The organism is Streptomyces sp. NPDC051662, assembly GCF_040681655.1.
Classification (GTDB): domain Bacteria; phylum Actinomycetota; class Actinomycetes; order Streptomycetales; family Streptomycetaceae; genus Streptomyces.
On sequence record NZ_JBFAZD010000003.1, the window covers coordinates 389,173 to 412,780 of the forward strand.

5 protein-coding genes are annotated in these 23,608 nt (G+C 72.9%); all 5 read left to right on the top strand.

The annotated features are described in order from the left end of the window. Positions 1-24 precede the first annotated feature (24 nt). The 5 genes from AB0M67_RS07210 to AB0M67_RS07230 are packed head-to-tail and all read left to right on the top strand — an operon-like array spanning position 25 to position 23,555. Positions 25-5,637 (top strand): condensation domain-containing protein, encoded by a 5,613-nt coding sequence (locus tag AB0M67_RS07210; protein ID WP_365743525.1) that lies wholly within the window; start codon positions 25-27, stop codon positions 5,635-5,637. 33 nt (positions 5,638-5,670) lie between these two features. Then, a complete protein-coding gene (locus AB0M67_RS07215; protein WP_365743527.1) occupies positions 5,671-6,645 on the top strand; it encodes a 3-hydroxyacyl-CoA dehydrogenase family protein in 975 nt (324 codons plus the stop codon). After that, entirely contained in the window at positions 6,638-13,756 is a 7,119-nt protein-coding gene (locus AB0M67_RS07220) for an amino acid adenylation domain-containing protein (protein ID WP_365743529.1), read from the top strand. Before AB0M67_RS07215 ends, AB0M67_RS07220 begins: the two co-directional genes overlap by 8 nt. Next, complete coding sequence (locus AB0M67_RS07225; RefSeq protein ID WP_365743531.1) at positions 13,753-23,340, top strand: amino acid adenylation domain-containing protein; 9,588 nt, start codon at positions 13,753-13,755, stop codon at positions 23,338-23,340. The genes AB0M67_RS07220 and AB0M67_RS07225 overlap by 4 nt, the downstream gene beginning before the upstream one ends. Continuing rightward, complete coding sequence (locus AB0M67_RS07230) at positions 23,337-23,555, top strand: MbtH family NRPS accessory protein (protein ID WP_365743533.1); 219 nt, start codon at positions 23,337-23,339, stop codon at positions 23,553-23,555. Before AB0M67_RS07225 ends, AB0M67_RS07230 begins: the two co-directional genes overlap by 4 nt. Positions 23,556-23,608 lie beyond the last annotated feature (53 nt).

Sequence of the window (23,608 nt, forward strand, 5' to 3'; positions counted from 1 at the left end):
GAGCCGCATGAACGGGAGGGCGACATGACCGGGACGGGTGTGGCGTACGGGACCGGGACGGGTGTGGCGTACGGGACCGGTGCGACGCGGGAAGACGGTGCGACCCCCGAGGACGGTGCGACACGGGCGAGGCCGGCCGTCGCGGTCATCGGTATCGCCACGCGCTTGCCGCAGGCCGACAACCTCGACGCGTTCCGCGCGAATCTGCGCAACGGCGTCGACTCGGTGCGCCCGATACCGCCCGAGCGGGTCGAGTCCACCTGTCTGGACCCCTCCGTGGACTACCCGGAGCTGGGATATCTGGACCGGATCGATCTCTTCGACCATGAGTACTTCGGTCTGTCGCGGCGCGAGGCGGAGGTCACCGATCCGCAGCACCGGCTCGCCCTCGAACTCACCCATGAGGCTCTGGAGAACGCGGGATACGCCCCCGAGGGCCTGCGCGACAGCCAGACCGCCGTGATCTTCAGCTCCCCGAGCAACGGTTACGCGCCGCTCGTCCGCGAGCACGGCACGCTGAGCATGATCGGCAACATCCCGTGCGGACTGCCCGCCCGGGTCTCCCACATCTTCGGGCTCACCGGGCCCTGTTACGGCGTCGACACCGGCTGCAACGGATCGCTCGTCGCCGTACACCAGGCATGCCGGGAGCTGCGCGACGGCGACGCGCGGTACGCCCTGGCCGGCGGGGTGAGCCTGCGCCATATCGTCGCCCCCGCCGCCACCGTGGCGGACTTTCCCGGCATCAGCTCGCCGACCGCCAGGTCCCGCGCGTTCGACCACGCGGCGGACGGGGCCGGCGGCGGTGAGGGCGGCGCGGTCCTGCTGCTCACCACCCTGGAGCAGGCGCTGGCGGACGGCGCGTTCATCCACGCCGTGATCCGCGGCAGCGCCGTCGTACACAACGGCCGGCACTCCGCCACCATCAGCACACCGAGCGCCCGGTCCCAGGCGGAGGTCATCCGCAAGGCGTGGCGCAGCGCCGGCCTGGACATCGCAATGGCCGGCTATGTCGAGACACACGGCTCGGGCACCCGGCTCGGCGACGCCATCGAGGTGGAGGGGCTGACGCTCGCCCGCCCCGGCGACCGACGCGACCTCGCGGTCGGATCGGTGAAGACCAACCTCGGACATCTGGACCACGCCGCGGGAATCGCCGGGCTGGTCAAGGCCATCCTCAGCGTGCGGCACGGTGAGTTGTACCCCTCGCTGCACTTCGAACGGGCACCGGAGGAGATCGACCTCGACGGCGCCCGTCTCGATGTCGTGACCTCGGTCAGGCCCTGGCGGGACGAGGTGCGCCGTGCCGGTGTCAGCTCGTTCAGCCTCGGCGGCATCAACGCCCACTGTGTGGTGGAGCAGGCGCCTCCGACGGCCCCACGGCGCGCGGCGGAGACCGGCGACGACATCGACGAGGCGCGGTTGGTCGGTGTCTCCGCCCGTACGCCCGCCGAGCTCATCGCCCAGTGCGAACGGCTCTCGCTCGAACTGCGCTACAGCACCCAGCCGTTGGCCGATATCGCCAGGACCCTGAACGAGGGACGGGAGCACCACCCCTACCGCGTCGGCGCGGTGGCCCGCCGGACCGCCGAACTGGCCGTCGCGCTGGCCGCCGAGGCCACCTGGCAGCGGCTGGCGGCTCCCGGCACGGCGATGTCCCCGGGGGCCGGCCGGGCCGAATCCCGGCGCGCCGCGCCCCGCGTGGTGTTTCTGTTCTCCGGTGACGCCGACCCCGGCCGGTCGCCGGGGACAGGCCCGTCGCCGGACGCGCTGCCCGAGCGGTTGCCCGTACCGGCCGATCGCGCCGCGATGGTACGTGCCCAGCTCGCCGCGTACACCCGGCTCACCCGGGCCGGAGTGGCCCCCGGCGGGCTGATGAGTTCCGGGATCTCCCGGTACACCGTCCGGTATCTCCAGAACACCCTGACGCCCGCCGACACCACGGCGCTGGAGCGGGCGACGAGCGGCCAGGACCCGACGGTGGCCGGCCGGGCCCTCCGGCTGGAGCAGCTGCGGGCGGCGGCGGACGAGCAGCTGGGGGGCGGTCCCGTCGTCTTCGTCGAACTGGCGGCCCGTGGAGAGCTGGGCGAGCGACTGTCGGAGTATCTGGACGGCCGCCCCGACGCCCGCGTCCTGACTCTGGAATCCGGCACGGACGGGGTACTCGATGTGCTCGCCCGGCTCTACGAGCTGCGGTGGGATCCCGACTGGCCGGTACTGACGGCGCCGGCGGGCGAACGCGGGGGCGGTGCCGGCCGGCGGGTACCGCTGCCCGGCCACCGGCTCCGGGGCGTCCGCTGCTGGGCCCGGCCCGTGGACGACATCATCTCCTTCGAGGGGTTCGCAACGGCCGCGTCGACGGCGGCGCCGACGGCGGCGGCCACCGAGGCGGCGGCGTCCCCGGCGCCCACCGCCGCGCCTGTTCATGTCCCGGCCCCTGCCCATGTCCCCGCGCCCAGGCCCGTTCCGGCGCCGGTTCCGGTCCCCGTACCCGTCGTCCCCGGGGCCTCCGAGCCCGTGCCCGTGCCTGTGTCCGAGCCCGGTCCGAACGCGCCGTCCGGTTCGCAGACGGTGCTGAGCTGGCTCCAGGAATCCCTGACCGAGCTGCTTCGCGCGGACGAAGTCCCCGCCGACGCCGACTACTTCACCATCGGCGGAAACTCCGTCATCGCGCTCCAGCTCGTCCAGGGAATGGAGCGGCGCTACGGCGCCCACCTCAAACTGGTCGACATCTACGACCACCCCATCGTCGGCGACCTCGCGGACGCCCTGTCGGCCCGGCTGCCGAAGGCCCCGGCGGAACAGGGCGCATGGCCGGAGCTGTCGGCCGGGCCCGCCGCCCGGGTCGACGGCCCCTCGCTGCCGCCGATCCTCCCCGGCGAGGAACTGGTGCTGTCGTACGGGCAGGAACGCATGTGGTTCCACCACCAGTTGGATCCGACCACCACGCTCTACAACCTGCCGGGCGTCTCCCGGCACCGCGGCCCGCTGGATCCCGACGCCGTACGGCTCGCCTGGGAAGATCTCGCCCAGCGGCACGAGACCCTGCGATCCAACTTCGTCGAGGCCGATGGACGGCCCCGGTTGGTGATCCGCCCGGAGCTGGGCGACTTCTTCCGGTACGAGGACGTCTCCGCCGACCCGGACCCCGAGGCCGCGGCGCGCGCGGTCATCAGGGCCGAGACCGGCTGGGTGTTCGACCTCGCCCGTGACTCGCTGGTCCGGGTGACGCTGGTGCGTGTCGCGCCCGACGAGTATCTCTTCTGCTGGGCGATGCACCACGCGGTCAACGACGGCTGGGCGCCCCAGATCCAGCTGAAGGAATTCCTGGCGTTCTACACGGCCCGCCTGGCAGGCCGCGTACACCGGTTCGAACCGCTGCCCGTGCAGTACCGGGACTACGCGCGCTGGCAGCGGGAGCTGCTGGACGGCTCCCGGCTCGACGGTGAACTGGACTACTGGCGTGGTCGATTGAGCGATCCTCCGGCGCTCGAACTGCCCACCGACCGGCCGCGTGCCACCCGGATGGACTTCGCCGGAGCCTCCCACGGGTTCACCATCCCCGGCGAACTGGTCAACGGGCTGAGGGCCGTGGGCGGCCGGGAGACCGCCACACTCTTCATGGTGCTGCTCACCGGCCTCAAAGTGCTGCTCTCGCGCTGGTCAGGTCAGCGGGACATCGTGATCGGCACCCCGACCATCGGCCGCAGCCGCCCCGAACTGTGGGACCTGCTCGGTTTCTTCAACAACACCATCGCCCTGCGCTCCGACCTCTCCGGTGATCCCACCTTCCGGGAGCTGCTGCGCCAGGTGCGCGCTGTGGTGCTCGGCGCGCTCGACCATCAGGAGATCCCGTTCGACAAGATCGTGCGTGAGGTCGCACCGGAGCGTGATCCCAGCCGGAACCCGATCTTCGATGTGATGTACGTCCACCAGACGCTTCCGGCGGGCCTCGCGTTCGGCGAGGACCTGTTCGGTCCGGCCGGACACGAGGACACCGGTCCCTACTTCCCCGGACTGCCGCAGGGCACGGCCAAGTTCGACCTCACGGTGGTTGTCGCGGAGCGGGCGGGCGAGGAGTCGCTCGACGTGGTGATCGAGTACGCCACCCAGCTCTTCGACGCGGATACGGTCGAGGCCCTGTCGGCAGCGCTGATGGAGCTGCTGGGCGCCGTCGCGGCGGACGAGGACACCCCGTACGGGGAGATACCCGTCCGGCCTGCCCCCACCCGGCGGGCCGCCTCCGAGCCGACGGCCACCGACCCCGCCGCTCCGGACACCCCAGCCCCGTCCGTCGTCTCCGGAGACCCGGTCAGCGTCTGCCTGGAGCTGCGGGGCGAGATGGACGGGGCCCGGTTACGTACCGCGTTGCGGGAACTGGCCGAGCGTCACGCGGTGCTGCGCCCCGTACGCGGTGACTTCTTCACCGCCGTCGACACCTCCGACCGGGACGACCCACCGGCCGCCGCACGGGAACTCGCCCTGGCGGAAGGGCGGCGCCCGCTGGAACCGGTGGCGGGCCGTCCACTGCGCGCGCTGCTGATCACCACCGGCCCCATCGAGCACATCCTTGTGGTGACCACCCACCCCGCGGCGTACGACGGAGGGCAGCCCGGTGTGTTCTTCCGGGACCTGTTCACCCTGTACGGCGCACGGCTGCACGGACACCCGGCGCGACTGCCCGCGCTGCCCGAACTCCCTGTCCCGGACCAGGAGTATGTGCGCCCGGGGCACCGGCCGGGCGCGGAAGGTCCGGGCGCGGATGCTCCGCTCAATGGCCGGCTCGACCACTGGAAGCACACCCTCGCCGGGCTGCGCGCCTTCGACCTGCCCGCCGACCGGCCGCGCCCTCTGGCCGGTACGGGCGCCTGTGCCGCCCACACCTTCCGCGTTCCGCCGGACCTCGCCGTCGAACTGGGCCGCGCCGGAGCCCGGGAGGGACTGCTCGCGGGCATCGCCACGCTCCTCGCCCTGCGTTCCGAGACGGAAGAAGCGCTGATCGGACTCACTACGGCGCCGGACGCCGGGAAGCCGGAAGAGAGCGCGAAGCCGGGAGTGAGCGGAAAGCCGGGAGAGAGCGGGAAGCCGGGAGAGAGCGGGGAGCCGACCGGGACCGGCGAGTTGATCGGCCCGTTCGCGCGCACGCTGCCCCTGCGGATCGCGCTCGCCGACGAGCCTTCCTTCGACCGGCTCACCGGGCGCATCCGGGGGGTGGTAGCCGACGCGGAAAGCCATCGGGATGTGCCGCTCCCCGAGATCGTCCGTGCGGCCGGTGTGCCTCAGGAGCCCGGCCGGGCGCCGCTCTTCGATGTCGTCTACGTCCACCACCGGCTACCGGCGACGCTCGGCGCGGCGGCCGGCATCGAGGCCGGTGCCGTGCGATGGCCGGGGGAGGAGGCGGGACGGCTCACCCTGCCCAGCGGTACGGCGGGTCACGATCTGGTCTGGTCCGTCGTCGAAGGCCCCGGGCCGGACGCGTTGCAGGTCTCGGTGGAGTACCGCACCGAGATGTTCGACCCCTCGACAGTCGCCGCCTTGGCCGACGATCTGGTCGCGCTCGTGCGCGTCGCCCTCCGTGAGCCCGCCGCGCCACTGTCCCGTCTGTGGTTCAGCGCCGCCGCGTCACTCGCCGACTGACATCCCGGACAGAGCCGAAGGAGATCCGTAACCGTGCGCGAACGCAAGGACAGTGAGCCGGCCATGACCACTGGCGCGCCCGTGGGCGTCGTCGGTGCCGGAACCATGGGGGTCGGCGTGGCGCAGTGCTTCGCGGAGGCCGGGTATCCCGTGGTGGTCGTCGATCCCGATCCGGCGGCGCTCAGCAGCGGCCCGGCCCGCCTCCGCGCGGGGGTGCGGATGGCGAGGCTGTTACGACGGCGCTCCTCTCCGTCGCCGTCCCCGACCCCGACCCCGTCGCCGTCGCCGTCCCCGTCCCCGGAGGACCGGATCGTCTGGTCGGCGGAACTCCCGGACCTGGCCCAGGCTCTCTTCGTGGTCGAGTGCGCGCGGGAGAAGGTGCCGATCAAGGAGGAGATCCTGCGGCAGCTGGATCAGGTGTGCGGTCCTGACACGGTCTTCGCGTCCTGCACCTCGTGCATCCCGATCACCCGGCTCGGCTCGGTCACCGGCCGGCCCGACCGGGTCATCGGCACCCACTTCATGAACCCGGCTCCCCTCAAGGACGCCGTGGAGGTCATCCGCGCGCCGGGGACCAGCGAGTGGACCGTCCGGCGGACCGTGGACCTCCTCGCGGACCTCGGCAAGCGGGCCCTCGTGGTCCGTGACGCGCCCGGCTTCGTGACGAACCGTGTGCTGATGCTGACGCTCAACGAGGCCGCCACCGTACTGGGCGAGGGAACGGCCGACGCCGAGACCGTGGACCGGATCTTCCAGGACTGCTTCGGCCATCCGATGGGGCCGCTGCGTACGGCCGACCTGATCGGGCTCGACACCGTGCTCGACTCACTCGAAGTACTGCGCGAGTTCACCGGCGACGAACGTTTCCGGCCGTGCGCCCTGCTCGCCCGTCATGTCGCGGAAGGCAGCGTCGGCCGTAAGTCGGGCCGCGGTTTCTATCAGTACCAGGAGCAGAGGCAGCATCCGGAGCACCATCTCGTCTCGCGGGGAGGAGCCAGCCATGGCTGACCACCAGAGTGCGCGTACCGCGATGTCCGCCGCGGGCCTGGAGGTCTGGCGCGAGTCGCCCGCCGACCCCTGGGGGCCGGGCCGGTTTGTCGCGGAGGTCGTGGAGATCCATGGCGCCCTGGACGTCACGGCGTTCGAGAAGGCGCTGGCCCAGGTCGTCCAGGAGAGCGACGCGCTGCGCGTGCGGCTGCCCGCGAGCGATCCGGGTACGCAGGGGCCCCCGGCCCTGGAACTCACCGAGGGCCTGCCGCTTCCCCTGGTGGACGTCAGCGTCTCGCCCGCCCCGGTCACCGCGGCCGAGGAGTGGATACGGGCCCAGCTCGCCCGCTCGCCCCGCCCGGCCGGGAACGCGGCGTCGGCGCAGGCGCTGATCCGTCTCTCCGCGCACCGCTTCCACTGGTTCCACCGGCATCACCGTTCGATACTCGACGGCTTCGGCTGCTCGCTGATCACCCGCCGGGTGGCGGAGGTCTACACGGCGCGCGCCGAGGGACGGCCGCCGGGGGATTCGGCGTTGGCGTCACCGGCGGTGCTGCTCGCGGAGGAGGCCGAGTACCGGGCGTCGGACGAACGCGGCAGGGATCTCGCGTTCTGGCGGGAGTATGTCGCGGGCCGCACCGAGCCGGTGACCCTCGCCGAGGAGTCGGCGCGGAGTGCCGTCGACGCTCCGGTCCAGGCTCCGGCGGAGCCCCCGATTCCGGTGGTTCTCACCACCACCGACTCCGACCGGCTGCGCGCCGCGGCCCGCTACAGCGGCACGGCGTCCCGGGCCGTGCTGCTGGCCGCCGTCGGCGCGTACACGCACCGGATGACCGGCGGTACGGACCTGGTGCTCGGGCTGCCGGTCGACGGACGGCAGAGCCGGGTCTCCCAGCGTGTGCCGGGCGCCGCCGAGGACATCGCGGCGCCGCGGCTGACGGTGCGTCCCGGTATGGGCTTCGGCCAACTCGTCCAGCGGGCGGCCCAGGAGAGCCGCCGCATCCGCGCCCGTCAGCGGCTGCGGCACGAGGAACTCTGCCGGGAGCTGGGAATCCCGGGCACCCGCCCGCGGCTCTACGGGCCCGTCGCCGATATCCGGACCCCCGGGCCGGAGATCCGGTTCGGGGCGCTGACCGCCGTCACCCGCAGGGTGGACCATGAACCGGTCCAGGATCTGCGCGTGGTGATGGACGAGCACCCCGGCGACAGCCGTCTGAGGATCACCTTCCTGGGCGCGCCGAGCCGGTACACCGCCGCCGAACTGGCGGCCCACGGACGGCGTTTCGGACGTCTGCTGTCCGCCGCCGTGGCCGCTCCCGGCCTGCCCGTGGGCTCCTTCGAGCTGCTGGACGCCGGCCTGCGCGCGACCGTACACGGCTGGACGGGGGCCCCGGAGCGGCGCTCCCCGCAGGGCACGCTCACGGAGCTGCTGGAGAGCGCGGCGGCCAGGCACCCGGACGAGATCGCCGTCCGGGACCGTACGACGCGGCTCACCTACGGCGAACTCCACGAGCGGGCCAATCGGCTGGCCCATCTGCTCATCCGCCGCGGGGCAGGACCCGAACAGGTGGTGGGGCTGCTGCTGCCCCGGTCGGCCGAGGCGATCGTCGCGATGCTCGCGGTGCTGAAGACCGGCGCCGCGTATCTGCCGCTCGACCCCGCCTACCCGGCGCGGCGACTCCGCTTCATGATCGACGACGCGCGCCCCCGGTGCCTGGTGACCGACGCGGCCGGCGCGGACCTGGACATCGACGGTCTCCCGGGCGGCGTCGGCGTACTCGTACTGGATGACGCGAAGACCGCCGACGAGCTGGTGGGCTGCTCCCCGAAGCCGCCCACCGACGCGGACCGCGTGGCGCCACTGCTGCCCGAGCATCCGGCGTATGTGATCTACACATCGGGATCCAGCGGGACACCGAAGGGTGTCGTGGCCGCTCACCGCGGGGTGGTGCCGCTGATCGCCTGGGTGGCCGCCGAGTTCGGCGCGGGGGCCCTCGCCCACACGCTGGCCGCTACCTCGTTCAGCTTCGATGTGTCGGTGGCCGAGATCTTCCCCGCGCTGGCCACCGGCGGCAGTGTCGAGGTGGTCGGCAATCTGCTGTCACTGCTCGACGGTGACCCGCCGCGCTGGTCGGGCGGGCTGCTGTGCGCGATTCCCTCCGTGTTCGCGAAGCTCATGGAGTTCGGCGGCGTGGAGCTGTCGGCCAAGACGCTCGCGATGGCCGGCGAGGCACTTCCCGCCGCCCTCGCCGCCCGCGTGGCGCGGACCATGCCCGGCAGCAGACTGCTCAATGTCTACGGACCGACCGAGGCCACCGTGTACGCCACGGCCTGGTCCTCCGACGGATCCCCGGCCGGGGACTCAGCGGCCGGTGAGTCCCCGGCTGGCGGTGCGCCGCCCATCGGGCGTCCGCTGACGCATATGCGCGCGTACGTACTCGACGGCGCGCTTCAGCCGGTGGAGCCGGGACGGCGCGGCGAGCTGTATCTGGCGGGTGCCGGGCTGGCCCGCGGCTATCTGCGCAGGCCGGGACTGAGCGCGGCGAGCTTCGTGGCCGATCCGTTCGGTCCGCCGGGCAGCCGTATGTACCGGACCGGGGATCTCGCCCTCTGGCGCGAGGACGGACAACTCCGTTATCTGGGACGGGCCGACGCGCAGGTCAAGATCAGCGGATTCCGGATAGAACTGGGCGAGCTGGAGACGGTACTCGCCGCTCACCCCGGGGTGAGCGAGGCCATGGCCGCGGTACGGAAGGACGCGGCCGGTGACGCACGGCTCGTCGCCTACGCGGTGCCCGTGACGGGAGCGGGGTGCCCGGATCCCGAGGCGCTTCGGGAGTGGGCCGCCGAGCGGCTGCCCGCGTATCTGGTCCCGGGGGAGGTACGGCTCGCCGAGTCGCTGCCGCGCACCCCCAGCGGCAAGCTCGACCGTGACACGGAGCCAGCCGTCGCGCCGGAGCCCGCCGCCACGGCACCGGTCGCCGGGCCCGCCGAGCCGGCCAGGTCCGCGGAGCCCGCCGAGCCGGCCGCGCCCGTCGCGCCCGCCGAGCCGGCCGCGCCCGTCGCGCCCGTCGCGCCGGAGCCGACGGCTCCGCGTGCGCCCCTGGTGACGCCCGCGGAGACCCGCGTCGAGCAGGTCGCACGGGTGTTCTCCGAGGTCCTGCGGCAGTCCGAGGTCCCCGTGGACGCCAGCTTCTTCGACCTCGGTGGCGACAGCATCATGTCGATCCAGCTGGTGAGCCGGCTGCGTCAGGTGGGGCTGGTGCTCACCCCGCAGGACATCTTCGAGTACAAGACCGTCAAGGCGCTGGCCGCCGCCGCCCGTGAGACCACGCGTACCAGGTCCGGGGGCGCCGCCTCGGGCGTCGGCGACATACCGCTCACCCCGATCATGCGCTGGCTCCGCGAACTGGACGGCCCGGTCGACGGCTTCCACCAGGCCGTGCTGCTCCAGGTCCCCGGCGGGGTGCGCGAGGACCGGCTGGTCGCCGCCGTACAGAAGCTCCTTGACCACCATGACGCCCTGCGGCTGCGGCTCGACCGGTCGTCGGCCGAGTGGCGGCTCTCGGTACGGCCGCCGGGCTCGGTGTCCGCCGCGTCGTGTGTGCGGCGGGTCGATGTCAGGGGTGTCGATGATCTGGGGCGCGTCCTCACCGCCGAGGCCGGCCGGGCGAAGGGCCAACTGGACGTCCAGGCGGGCACGATGGTGCGTATCGTCTGGCTCGACGCGGGCGCGGACGCACCGGGCCGGCTGATCTTCATGGCGCATCACCTGGCCTGTGACGGGGTGTCCTGGCGGATTCTGGTGCCCGATCTGGTCGGGGCCTACCAGGATCTCGAAGCGGGCCGGGTTCCCGCGCTGCGTCCGGTGGAGACGTCGTTGCGGCACTGGAGCCGCGCGCTGTCCGCGCAGGCGCGCGAGGAGCGCCGTACCTCCGAACTTCCTCTGTGGACCGGGATACTGGCCACGCCGGGGCCCCGGCTGGCGAAGAGGCCGCTGGACCCGGCCGTGGACACCACGGGGCGCGCGCGCTCCCGTGCGGTGACGTACGGCGCCGACCGGGCCCGGCATCTGTTCAGCACGATTCCGGCCGCTTTCCACTGCGAGATCAACGATGTGCTGCTGACCGCGCTCGCGCTGGCGGTGCGGCGCTGTGTCGGCGGTGAGAGCGATGTGGTGATCGATGTGGAGGGGCACGGCCGTGAGCCGGTCGTTCCCGGCGCCGATCTGTCCCGTACGGCGGGCTGGTTCACCAGCATGTACCCGATACGGCTCGCGCCCGGCGCCGCCGGCACCCCGGACCGGCGCGACTCCCCCCAGGAGCTGGGCCGGGCGCTGCGGCGGGTGAAGGAGCAGCTGCGGGCGATCCCCGACAAGGGCATCGGTTTCGGTCTGCTGCGCTTCCTGAACCCGGAGACCTCGGGCGCCCTGGCCGCCGCCCCGCCGAGGGAGATCGGATTCAACTACTTCGGGCGGTTCCTGCTGCCCGCGGCGTCGGGGGAGGCGGACTGGGGTCCCGCGCCGGAGACGGGCATGAGCGCGGGAGCCGACGCGGACATGCCGCTGGCGCATCCGCTGGAGATCACCGCCCTGACCCAGGACACGGCGCGGGGACCCGAACTCGGCGTCAGTCTCACCTGGCCGGATGGCATTCTCGACGAGCGGCTGGTCGATCGGCTGGCGGACACCTGGTTCGAGATCCTGGACGCGCTGGCCGCGCATGCCGCGGAGCCCGGGGCGGGTGGCCGTACGCCGTCCGACTTCCCGCTGACCGGCCTCAGCCAGGACGAGGTCGAGCGGCTGGAGCGCGACTATCCGGACCTGGAGGAGATTCTTCCGCTGTCGCCGCTGCAACAGGGGCTGCTGTACCACGTCCTGGTCAGCGGATTGGGCACCGATACGGAGACGGACGAGGGCGCCCGGGAGGAGGCGGGGGAGGCGGACGCACCGGTCGGCGAACACAGCGTCTATACCGTGCAGGTGTGGCTGGAACTCATCGGCGATCTGGACCCCGACCGGCTGCGTGCCGCGGGCCGGGCACTGCTGCGGCGGCACACCAACCTGAGCGCCGCCTTCGTCCACGAGGGCCTGGCCGAGCCGGTCCAGGTGTTCGGTGCCGCGGCCGAACTGCCCTGGCGGGAGGAGGATCTGGGCGCGCTGGCGGAGGACGCCCGCGAGCCGGAGATCGATCGCCTGCTGGATCTGGAGCGCGGCCGTCGATTCACCCCGACCGCTCCGCCGATGATGCGGATGATGCTGATCCGGCTGGGCGACAACCGCCACCGGGTCGTTCTGACGACCCATCACATCCTGATGGACGGCTGGTCGTTGCCCATCGTGCTGCGGGAGCTGTTCGCCCTCTACCGCGAGGCGGGCGGCGAGGGTTCCGTCACGCGTGGGCACCTTCCGCCGGTGGATCTTCCGGCCACCACCCCCTTCCGGGAGTATCTGTCGTGGCTCGGCCGGGTCGACGGTACGGAGGCGGAGGCCGCCTGGCGGGAGGCGCTGGCGGGGCTGACGACATCGACCCGGGTCGCTCTGGAGGAGGGCACGGCCGAGCCGATGGCGCCGCGCAATGTCACCGTACAGCTGAGCGCGGAGACGACCGTGGCCCTGGTCGACATGGCCCGCCGGCACGGCGTGACGACCAACACGGTGCTCCAGGCGGGCTGGGGCATTCTGCTGGGGCAGGAGACCGGCAACACCGATGTGGTGTTCGGCTCCGTGGTCTCGGGGCGGCCCGCGGAACTCGTCGGTGTGGAAACGATGGTCGGGCTCTTCATCAACACCGTGCCGACGCGGGTGCTGCTGGATCCGGTGGAGTCGTTGGGCGCGCTGCTGGTGAGGCTTCAGCGGGAGCAGGCCCGGCTGCTGCCGTACCACCACATCAGCCTCGGTGAGATCCGCCGGATCACGGATGTGGGGAACCCGTTCGACACCGTGATGGCGTTCGAGAACTACCCGCTGGACACCGACGAGTTGGCGGAACCCGCACCGGGGCTGAAGCTGGCGCGGGCGTATGGGGACGACGCCCCGCACTTCCCGCTGAATCTGGTGGTGTCCGCGCGCGGCGAACGGCTGCTGCTGCGCTTCGACTACCGCCCGCATCTGATGGAACGCGAGCGGGTGGAGTCGCTCGCGGACCGGTTCGTCGGGCTGCTGACCACGGCGGCCACCGAGCCCACCCGGAGCGTCGGCGGTTTCATGACGGGTGGCGAGAGCGCCGGAGAGAGGGCCGGCGAGTCCGCCGGGAGCACCGACGCGGCGGCCGAGGTACTGCTCGCCGGCACACAGCGGGACCCGGGGAGCGGGATCGGCGTTCTGCTGCCGCTGCGCGAATCCGGCGCGCGTCCGCCGCTGTTCTGTGTCCACCCGGCGGCGGGGATCGCCTGGTCCTACGCCGGGCTCACCGGTCCGCTGGGTACGGACCAGCCGGTGTACGGCCTCCAGGCGCGGGGACTTGACGGCGAGGAGGTGCTGCCCGCGTCCCTGCGGGAGATGGCGGCGGACTATGTGGATCACATCCGCTCCGTGCAGCCCACCGGCCCGTACCAGTTGCTCGGCTGGTCGTTCGGCGGGCTGGTGGCCCACGAGATGGCGGTACAGCTCCAGTCGAGCGGCGAGAGCGTCCGACTGCTGGCGGTTCTGGACGCCTTTCCCGCGGACCGGGCGAAGGACAGCGCGGGCCGGCCGACGGCCCAGGTGACCGGCGGGGATGTGCTGGCGATGGTGCTGGAGTTCTTCGGGTACGACCCCAGCGGCTGGGCGGGCGAGTCACTGACCTATCCCCGGTTCGTGGAGATCGCCCGCGAACAGACGGGGCTGCTGGCCTCGTTCGACGAGCAGCGCGTCGCCGCGGTCGCCCGGATCTTCGCCAACAACTCGGCGCTCTCCTACGCCCACAAGCCCGGCCGGTTCACCGGCGACCCACTGATCTTCACCGCACGGGAGACCTCCCCGGAGGTCGCCCGTGACCTGTGGCGTCCGCTGGTGGACGCCGGCGGGGTGGAGATACTGCCCATCGACTGCACCCACGGTGAGCTGGGGCGGCCCGGCCCGCTGGGCGATGTCGCCCAGGTGCTCTCCCAGCGGCTGAAGGCCCGTCCGGCCACACCGGGGAATGTCGTATGAGGCAGGGTACGGAGCCGGGGAACACGGCGGACCGCCCCGGCTCCGTCCCTCTTTCCACCGCGCAGTACGGGGTATGGCTGGGACAGCAGTTCGCCCCGCCGGCCCGGTACCACGTGGCGGCGGGTTTCGAGGTGTCCGGGGAGCTGGATCCCGGGCTGTTCGAGACGGCTTTCCGGCTCACGGTGGCGGAGGCGGAGCCGCTGCGGGCCCGGTTTCCCGCGGCGGAGGGCGAGGAGCCCCGGCAGCGGGTCGGGCCGCTGCCGCCGTGGCGGGTGCCTGTGCTGGATCTGCGACGGGAGCGGTTCCCGATGGCCGCGGCGGTGGAGTGGATGCGGGCCGACGCGGCGCGCCCGTTCGACCTCGCGGCGGGTCCGTTGTTCCGTACGGCGTTCATCCGGCTCTCGGACGGGCGGGTGTGCTGGTATCTGCTCTGCCACCACCTGGTGATGGACGGCCTGGGCGGCGCGCTCTTCGCCCGGCGCCTCGGCGAGATCTACGCGGCGCTGGAGCGCGGGGAGACCCCTGAGCCCGGCCCCCGGGTCCCGCTGGAGGCGCTGCTGCGGGCGGAGGCCGACTACCGGTCCTCATCGGACTTCGGCGCCGACCGTGCGTACTGGACCGGCCGGATGGCCGACCCGCGCCCCCTGCCGGCCCGGCCCGAAACCGGTCGCGCCGGTCCGGGCGGACCCGGCACGGCGGACGCGCTCGATGGGGGAGAGGCCCTGAGCGGGGTGGCGGCGCGCGGTGTCGCCCGGCTGCCGGGACAGGGGCTGGCCGAACTGCGGCTGCTGGCCCGGCGGCTCGGGGTCCGGTGGCCGGCGGTGGCCACGGCCGCGGCGGCCCTGCTGGCACACGCGCGCGCCGGAGCGGGCGGCGGCGAGGAGGTGGTGCTGGGGCTGCCGGTCGCCGGTCGTACGGGCGCCGTGGCCCGCGCCGTGGGCGGTATGACCTCGAACGTGCTGCCGTTGCGGGTGCCGGTGCGCGTGGACCGGCCCGCGGCCGAGCTGGTCCGTGCCGTGGCTGCCGAGATGACGTCCGCCCTCGCCCATCAGCACTACCGCGCCGAGGATCTGCACCGCGATCTGGGCCTGACCGGTACCGGGCAGGCGCTGTACGGGCTCGCCGTGAACGTGATGCCCTTCAGTTTCGGACGGCGGTTCGCGGGCCGGCCGATGACGATGCACCATCTCGCCGTCGGCCCGGTGGAGGATCTCTCCGTCACCGTCCACCCGGAGACGTCGCGCTCCGGGCTGCGCGTCGACCTCTACGCCGACCCGGCCCGGTACGGCCCGCGCGAGGCCGCCGCCGAGGCGCGCCGGTTCGTACGGCTGCTGACCGGTCTGCTCGCCGAACCCGACCGCCCGGTCGGGGAGTTGGGGCTTCTGTCGGTCGGGGAGCGGCGGCGGACGGTGCCCCGCGCCGGCACCCCACCGCTCCGGCCCACCGTCACACTGCCGCGGCTGGTGGAGCGCTGGGCCGCGCGGACCCCGGAGGCCCCGGCGGTCACCTGCGGGCCGGACGTGCTGTCGTACGGGGATCTCAACGCCCGTGCCAACCGGCTGGCCGGGGCGCTGATCCGACGCGGCGCCGGTCCGGGGGACACGGTCGCCGTCCTGCTGCCCCGCTCGGTCGAACTGGTCACGGCGATCCTCGCGGTGACCAAGACGGGCGCGGCGTATGTGCCCATCGACCCGGCCTGGCCCGCCGACCGCGTCGGCACGATCATGGCGGACGCGCGGCCGGTGTGTGTGGTCACTCCGGACGATCCGGCCGGGCCTCTGGAGGAGTTCTCGTCCACCGACCCGCTGGACGCGGACCGTAAGGGCCCGCTGACGCCCGGCCACGCCGCGTATGTCATCTACACCTCGGGCTCCACCGGCCGGCCCAAGGGCGTGGTGGTGGAGCACCACAGCGTGGTGTCGCTGCTGGAGAGTGCCGCGGCCGGCTTCGGGTTCCATGCCGGTGATGTGTGGACGATGTTCCACTCCTGCGCCTTCGACTTCTCGGTGTGGGAGATGTGGGGCGCGCTGGCGCACGGCGGGCGGCTGGTCGTCGTCCCTCGTGATGTGAGCCGGTCGCCCCGGGAGTTCCTGGGCCTGCTCGCCCGGGAGCGGGTGACGGTGCTGAACCAGACGCCGTCCGCCTTCTACGCGCTGGCGGCGGCCGATGACGAGGAGCCCGACCGGGGCCGGGACCTGGCGCTGCGCTGGGTGATCCTCGGTGGTGAGGCGCTGCGGCCCGCGCGGCTGCGGTCCTGGTTCCGGCGGCGCGGTGACGCCTCTCCGGTCCTGGTCAATATGTACGGCATCACCGAAATCACGGTCCACGCCACCCGGCTCGATCTCGCCGCCCGTCATGGCGGCCGGCCGGGCAGCCCGGTCGGGACGTCGCTGCCCGGAACCCGCCTCTACGTACTGGACGGCCGGCTGCGTCCGGTGCCGCCCGGGACGACGGGGGAGCTGTATGTGGCGGGCCCCGGGGTGGCCAGGGGATATCTCGACCGGCCCGGTCCGACCGCGGCGCGCTTCGTCGCCGACCCCTACGGCCCGCCGGGATCGCGGCTGTACCGGTCGGGTGACCTCGTACGGTGGCGGCCGGACGGCGACCTGGAGTACCTCGGCAGGTCCGACGACCAGATCAAGGTCCGCGGCTTCCGTATCGAGCCCGCCGAGATCGAGAGCGCGCTGCTGGGCGTGTCCGGGGTCGCGCAGGCGGTCGTGGCCGCCGTACCGGACGACGCCGAACACAGCGGCGGGGGCGGTCGTGGTGACGCGCGGCTGGTGGCGTATGTGGTTCCCGCGCGCGATGCGACGACGACGGCGGCGGTGGGCGATTCCGGCCCCTTCACCGCGCGGCTGCGGGAGCACCTGCGCGAGCGGCTGCCCGGGCATCTGGTCCCCGCGCTGTTCGTCGTCCTGGAGTCGTTGCCCCTCACCGCCAACGGCAAGCTGGACCGGGCGGCGCTGCCCGCCCCGGTCCCGGCGGCGCCGGTACGCGCCGCGGGCTCGCCCGGCACCCCTCGGGAGCGACGGCTCGCCTCCCTGTACGCGGAGCTCCTCGGTACGGGGCGGGTCGGGCCCGAGGACAGCTTCTTCGATCTCGGCGGCGACAGTCTCCGCGCGACGCGGCTGGTCAGCGCGGTGCGCGAGCGATTCCGGATGGAACTGGACGTACGGGATGTGTTCGCGCGGCCGACGGTGGCGGAACTCGCCGCGCACCTGTGGCGGCACACTCCGGACGTCGGCCTGGACGTGGATGCGGACAGGACCAACGGCATCGAAGGAACCGAAGGAAGCGACGGAACCGAAGGAAGCGAAGGGGCCGAGGACACCGAAGGCTCGGATCCGGCTTCCGGCGTGGTGACGGACGGCCGTCCCGACCACCTGCCGCTCTCCTTCGCCCAACGGCGTCTGTGGTTCCTGCACTCGCTCACCGGTCCCGACAGCGCGTACAACGTGCCCTTGGTGCTGCGGTTGACCGGCGAGGCGGACGAGGAGGCGCTGCGGGCGGCACTGTTCGATCTGACGGTACGTCATGAGACCCTGCGCACCATCGTCCAGGAGGCGGGCGGCCGACCGGTCCAGCGGATCCTGTCACCGGCGGATGCCGGCTCCCGGCTCACCGTCACGCGGACCGGTGCGGGGGAGTTGGCCGAGGCGCTCGCGACGAGTGCTCGCTACGCCTTCCGGCTGGATGCCGAATGTCCGCTGCGGGCCGAGCTGTTCATCACCGGCCCGGACGAACAGGTGCTGCTGCTTCTGCTGCACCACATCGCCTGCGACCACGCGTCCCTCGTTCCGCTGCTGGCCGATCTCCGTACGGCCTACACCGCCCGTCTGCGAGGCCGGACGCCCGACTGGGCGCCCCTGCCGGTGCGGTACGCGGACTTCACCCGGTGGCAGCGCCGGGCGCTGGGTACGGACGGCGGCCCCACACCTCCGGCGCGGCGCGGGCTCGCCCACTGGACCCGGGTACTCGACGGACTGCCGGAGCGGATCGAACTGCCCGCTGATCGGACGGCGGGGACTACGGGGACGACGGACGACGAGGCGGTGGACGCCGGGGACACGGTGACGTTCCATCTACCCGCACCGGTGCACAGCAGACTGGCGGAACTGGCCGCCACCGAGCGCGCCAGTGTGTTCATGGTGGTGCACGCCGGGCTGGCGGCACTGCTCACCCGGCTCGGCGCCGGTACGGACATCCCGGTGGGGACGGCGGTCTCGGAGCGCGCCGACGCGCGCTGGGACGGGATCGTCGGATTCTTCGTGAACACACTGGTGTTGCGCACCAGCACCTCCGACCCCTCGGGCACGATGACGTTCCGTCAGCTGCTCGGGCGGATCCGGGAGGCCGATCTGGCCGCCTTCGCCCATCAGGACACCCCCTTCGACCAAGTGGTGGAGGCGCTCGCGCCGCACCGCTCCGCGAGCGGGCAGGCGCTGTTCCAGGTGATGCTGGTCGTCACCGCGGCGCCTCCGCGGCGACTCGAACTTCCGGGACTGTCGGCCGAGATCGGTACGGTCGGCACCGGGGCCGCCAAGTTCGATCTCTCCTGGAGCCTGTACGAGCACCGCGGTCCGGATGGCGCCTGCCTGGGGATGGACGGCGTACTGGACTACCGGACCGGGCTGTTCGACCGGGCGACCGCGGAGGCGATCCGCGACCGCTTCGCACGTCTGCTGGAGGGCGTCTGCGCCGGTCCCGACCTCCCCGTGCGTCTGGTCGACATCCTGGAGGGCGGGGAGCGTGCCCGGCTGCTCACCGCCTGGGGCACCTCACCGGTCCCCGCGCGGCTCACGCATGACACCGTGCCGGGGAGATTCGCCGAGCAGGCGCGTCGCGCACCCGACGCTCCGGCGGTCCTGGCCCCGGGGCAGGTACTGACCTACGGGGAGTTGGACGCCAGGTCCGACCGGCTGGCCGCACGGCTGGCCGGGTACGGCGTCGGGGCCGAGACCCCGGTCGCGGTGCTGATGGAGCGGGGCGCGGATTTCGTGGTGGCCGTGCTGGCGATCCTCAAGTGCGGTGGCGCGTATGTGCCGTTGGACTCGCGGTCGCCGCGTGCCCGGCGGGACCGGGTGCTGGCGGAGTCGGGCACGCGGCTGATGGTCGTGGGCGAGGGCACCCCCCTGGACGACGTGCCTTCGGGAGACGCGTTCCCGGGCGCCGGATTCCTGGGCGGCGGGCCCGAGGGCGGTCCGCGGATCATCGACGTACGGGACGCCGGTCCGGCCACCGCCGACAACCGATGGACTCCTCCGGTGGGCGGCCCGGCGAGTCCGGCGGGTCTGGCGCAGGTCATCTACACCTCCGGCTCGACCGGTGTGCCCAAGGGCGTGGCCGTCACCCATGGCGATGTGCTCGCCCTCGCGCTCGACAGTTGCTGGCAAGGCGGCCGGCCGCCGCGTGTCCTGATGCATTCGCCGCTCTCCTTCGACGCGTCGACCCTGGAGACATGGGTCCCGCTGCTGAACGGCGGGGAGGTGGTGGTGGCCCCGCCCGGCGAACTTGACCTGGCGACACTGGAGCGCCTGATCACGGGTACGGGGATCACCACGCTGTGGCTCACCGCCGGTCTCTTCCACCTCGTGGCCGAGGAGAACCCCGGTTGTCTGCGGGAGCTGGACGCGGTGTGGACCGGGGGAGATGTGGTGGCGCCGCGCGCCGTGAGCGCCGTGCGCCGGCACTGCCCGTCCACCCTCGTGGTGAACGGCTACGGGCCGGCGGAGGCGACGACGTTCGCGACCCGGCACCCGGTCGGCGGCCCCGTCCCGGCCGGTCCCGAGGACCGGACCCACCGGTCGGGTGTGCCGATCGGGCGCCCGCTGGACGGCGTCCGCGTCTATGTACTCGACGACTTCCTGCGGCCCGTGCCCGCGGGTGTGACGGGTGAGCTGTATCTGGCCGGTGCGGGGGTCGTACGGGGTTATCTGAACCGCCCGGGGCTCACGGCCGAGCGGTTCGTGGCCGACCCGTTCGGCCCGCCGGGGACGCGGATGTACCGTACGGGCGATCTGGCCCGGTGGCTGCCCGACGGCGTGCTGGCGTTCGGTGGCCGGGCCGACGGCCAGGTGAAGCTGCGCGGATTCCGTATCGAGACCGATGAGGTCGCCGCGGTACTGACCGGACACGGCGGGATCGGCCAGGCGGCGGTGGTCGTACGGGAGGACCGGCCCGGCGAACGACGCCTGGTGGCGTATGCGGTCGCGGAGGAGGGCCGGAGGGTTGATGAGGCGGCGGCGCTGGAGTACGTGGCCGGTGTGCTGCCCGAGTACATGGTGCCGACGACCGTCGTCCTCCTGGACCGCCTCCCGCTGACCCGTCACCACAAGCTCGACCGCGCCGCACTCCCCGCGCCGCCCCGGCCCGTGCCGCGTTCGGCGGCGCCGCGAACCACGCGTGAACGGGTGCTGTGCGACCTGGTCGCGGAACTGCTCGGTGAGGAGTCGGTGGGCGTCGATGACGGCTTCTTCCGTCTCGGCGGCGACAGCATCATGGCCATTCAGCTGGTCAGCCGGGCCCGCGAAGCGGGTCTGCGGATCACCGTGCGCGATGTCTTCCGCTACCCCAGCATGTCCCAACTGGCCCAGCGAGCAGAGGCGTTCGAAGCGAGTGCCGCCCCGGTGCCGTCGCAGGAGGACGACGGCAGCGGTGTGCTGCCGCTGACTCCCATCATGCGCTGGTGGCGGGACCAGCCCGGTGGCGATCCGGCTGCCTTCAGCCAGTGCGTCACGCTCCGGACCCCATCGGGCTTGACCCGCGAGCAACTGGCCGACTCCGTACAGGCCCTGCTCGACCATCACGCGGCGCTGCGGCTGCGGATGAGACCCGCCGGGCCGGCCGAACCGGCCCACGCGGGCGGAGACAACCGGCCCCCTGGCTCGGCCCGTTCGGGCGGTCCGGCTGATACGGCGGTCCGGGCGCTGGAGGCCCTGCCGCCCGGCGCGGTGCGGGCGCGGGACCGTATACGCCGGGTCGATGCCGCCGCCGACTGGGCCCGGCTGCCCGAACTGCTCTCCGACGCGGCCCGCGCGGCCCGGGGCAGCCTGGATCCCGCCGCGGGCGCGATGGTGGCGGCGGTGTTCCTCGACGGCGGGCCCCTTCGGCCTGGCCGGCTGGTCCTCGTCGTACATCATCTGGCCGTCGACGGGGTCTCCTGGCGCATCCTGCTGCCGGACCTGGCCGCGGCCCATCGGGCCGTCGCCGACAGCCGCCCTCCCGTACTGCCCTCCGCCGGGACGCCGTTCCGCGACTGGGCCGGGTATCTCGCCGGACAGGGCGAAACCGGCGCACGGCAGGGCGAGTTGGCCCGGTGGAAAGAGGCGCTGTCCGGAGGAGACGCGCTGACGGACGCCCCGGAGGGGGCGGCGGGGGGAGCGACACGGCGGTTCGCGGCGACGCTGCCGCCGGAGCGCACCCGCCCCCTGCTGACGGAAGTGGGCGCGGCCTTCCGGTGCGGTGTGGAGCCCGTACTGCTCACCGGGCTGGCCCTCGCCGCGGAGGAATGGCGCCGCCGCCGGGGCCGGACGCCCGGCGGGGACTCCCGTGGTCTGGTCGTCGAGCTGGAATCCCATGGACGTCCCGAGCTGCCGGAGATGGATCTGTCGCGGACAGTGGGGTGGTTCACCAGCATGTTCCCCGTCCGGCTGGTGACCACCGGATGTGACTGGACGGATGTGTGGACCGCGGGCCCGGCGCTCGGCAGGGCCCTGAAGCGGGTCAAGGAACAGCTGCGGGCCGTGCCCGACCTGGGTATCGGTTACGGCGTACTGCGTCATCTCGACCCGGCGGCGGCACCGGAACTGTCCGCCTTGGGTACGCCCCGGGCCGGATTCAACTACCTGGGCCGAATCGCAGCGCAGGGCCGTGAGGACTGGGACATCACCGCGGAGTTCACCACACTGCCCGACTCGGACGGGGCACTCACACCGCCCGGCGGACATCTCCTCGGCCTCGACGCGGTGACCGTCGACGGTCCGGCCGGACCGCGGCTGAACGCCACGTGGTCGTGGGCGGAGACCGCGTTCACGGAGGCGGAGATCCGGGAGCTGGCCGAGCTGTGGTTCACCGCGCTCGACGCCCTGGTCGTGCACGCCAGAACCCCCGGGGCGGGCGGACACAGCCCGTCCGATCTGCCCCTGGTCCCGCTCCAGCAGACGGAGATCGAGCACCTGGAGTCGGCCCACCCCGGCCTCATGGACGTCCTGCCGCTGACACCGCTCCAACAGGGGCTGCTCTTCCACTCGCTGTACGCCCCGGACAGCCCGGACGTCTATCAGGCGCAACTCGTCCTGTGTCTGCGGGGCGAGGTGGACGGGGAGGCGCTGCGCGCGGCGGCGGCGGGGCTGCTGGAGCGGCACCCCAATCTGCGGGCGGCATTCGTCCATCACGAGCTGCCCCGTCCGGTCCAGGTGGTGCCGGGCGCGCTCGTGCCCGAGTGGCGTGAGACGGATCTCGGGGTGGTGTCGGCCGGGCGCCGCGAGCGGGTCTTCGACCGGCTCGCGGCTGCCGATCTGCGTCGGCGCTTCGAGCTGGACCGGCCTCCGCTGCTCCGCTTCACGCTGTTCGCGTGGGGGCCGGACGAACACCGGCTGGTGCTGACGCATCATCATCTGGTGCTGGACGGATGGTCGGTGTCCTTGCTGGTCGGTGAGTTGTTCGCGCTGTACGCCGAGGGAGGCGCCCCCGGCGCGCTGCCCGCGGTGACGCCCTACCGCGAGCATCTGTCCGTGCTGGCGGCCCAGGACGGTGACGCCGCCCGGGACGCCTGGCGGGCCGCTCTCGCCGGAGCGGAGGCGCCGTCGCTCCTCCAAGGCACCGACGGCGAGGCCGTTGTCCGTGGCGGCGCGGTGCCCGTACGGTCCGTGGAGTTCACCCTGCCCGAGGCGCTGACCGCTTCGTTGCGTGACCTGAGCGCGCACGGCCTCACGCTCAACACTGTGGTCCAGGGCGCCTGGGCGCTCCTCCTCGCCCGGCACGGCGGGGTGCGGGACGTGGTGTTCGGCACCACCGTCTCGGGCCGTCGGCCGGAGATCGCCGGGATGGAATCGATGATCGGACTGTTCATCAACACCGTGCCGGTACGCCTGCGGTTCGACCCGGCGGAGACCGTACTGAACCTGCTGGCACGCTTCCAGGACGAGCAGGCCGCGCTCCTGCCGCACCAGCATCTCGGGCTGGGAGACATCCAGCGGCTGGTGGGCCGACGTGAGCTCTTCGACACGCACGTCGTCTTCGAGAACTACCCCCTCGACCGGGTCAGCCTGGCACGTGCCACCCCGGGATTGCGGCTCGTGCACAGTGAGGGGCGCGACGCCACCCACTACCCACTGACGCTGGCGGCATTCGCCGGCGACGGCCCGTTGACGCTGCGGCTCGGCCACCGTCCGGACGCGGTGGAGCGTCCCCGTGCCGAGCGGATGGCCAGCGAGCTGGAACGCCTGCTGGGGGCGATCGCCGCGGCGCCCCACGACGCGGTGGCCGGCCTGCTCAGCCCCGGACCTCCAGCCCGGAGCACGGCCTCTGCCCCTGCCTCCTCTCCACGCCATGCCCGAACCTGTGAAAGGAACGAACCTCTATGAGCGCCAACCCCTTCGACGACGCCGACGGCGTCTTCCACGTCCTGGTCAACGACGAGGGCCAGCACTCCCTGTGGCCGGCCTTCGCCCCGGCCCCCGCGGGCTGGACGGCCGCGCTGAGCGACGTGGACCGTGAGACCGCCATCGACTACGTCAACGAGCACTGGACCGATATGCGTCCCCGCGGTTTGCGCGAGACATCGGACACCCCGGCCTGAACACGGTGGCAACACCGGGACATCGGATGGTATTGCTGACGGCGGAGCCGAAT

Bases quoted from the DNA above. Each gene is read 5' to 3' on its own strand.
- AB0M67_RS07210 (WP_365743525.1), top strand. From the start codon at position 25: ATGACCGGGACGGGTGTGGCGTACGGGACCGGGACGGGTGTGGCGTAC.
- AB0M67_RS07220 (WP_365743529.1), top strand. From the start codon at position 6,638: ATGGCTGACCACCAGAGTGCGCGTACCGCGATGTCCGCCGCGGGCCTG.
- AB0M67_RS07225 (WP_365743531.1), top strand. From the start codon at position 13,753: ATGAGGCAGGGTACGGAGCCGGGGAACACGGCGGACCGCCCCGGCTCC.
- AB0M67_RS07230 (WP_365743533.1), top strand. From the start codon at position 23,337: ATGAGCGCCAACCCCTTCGACGACGCCGACGGCGTCTTCCACGTCCTG.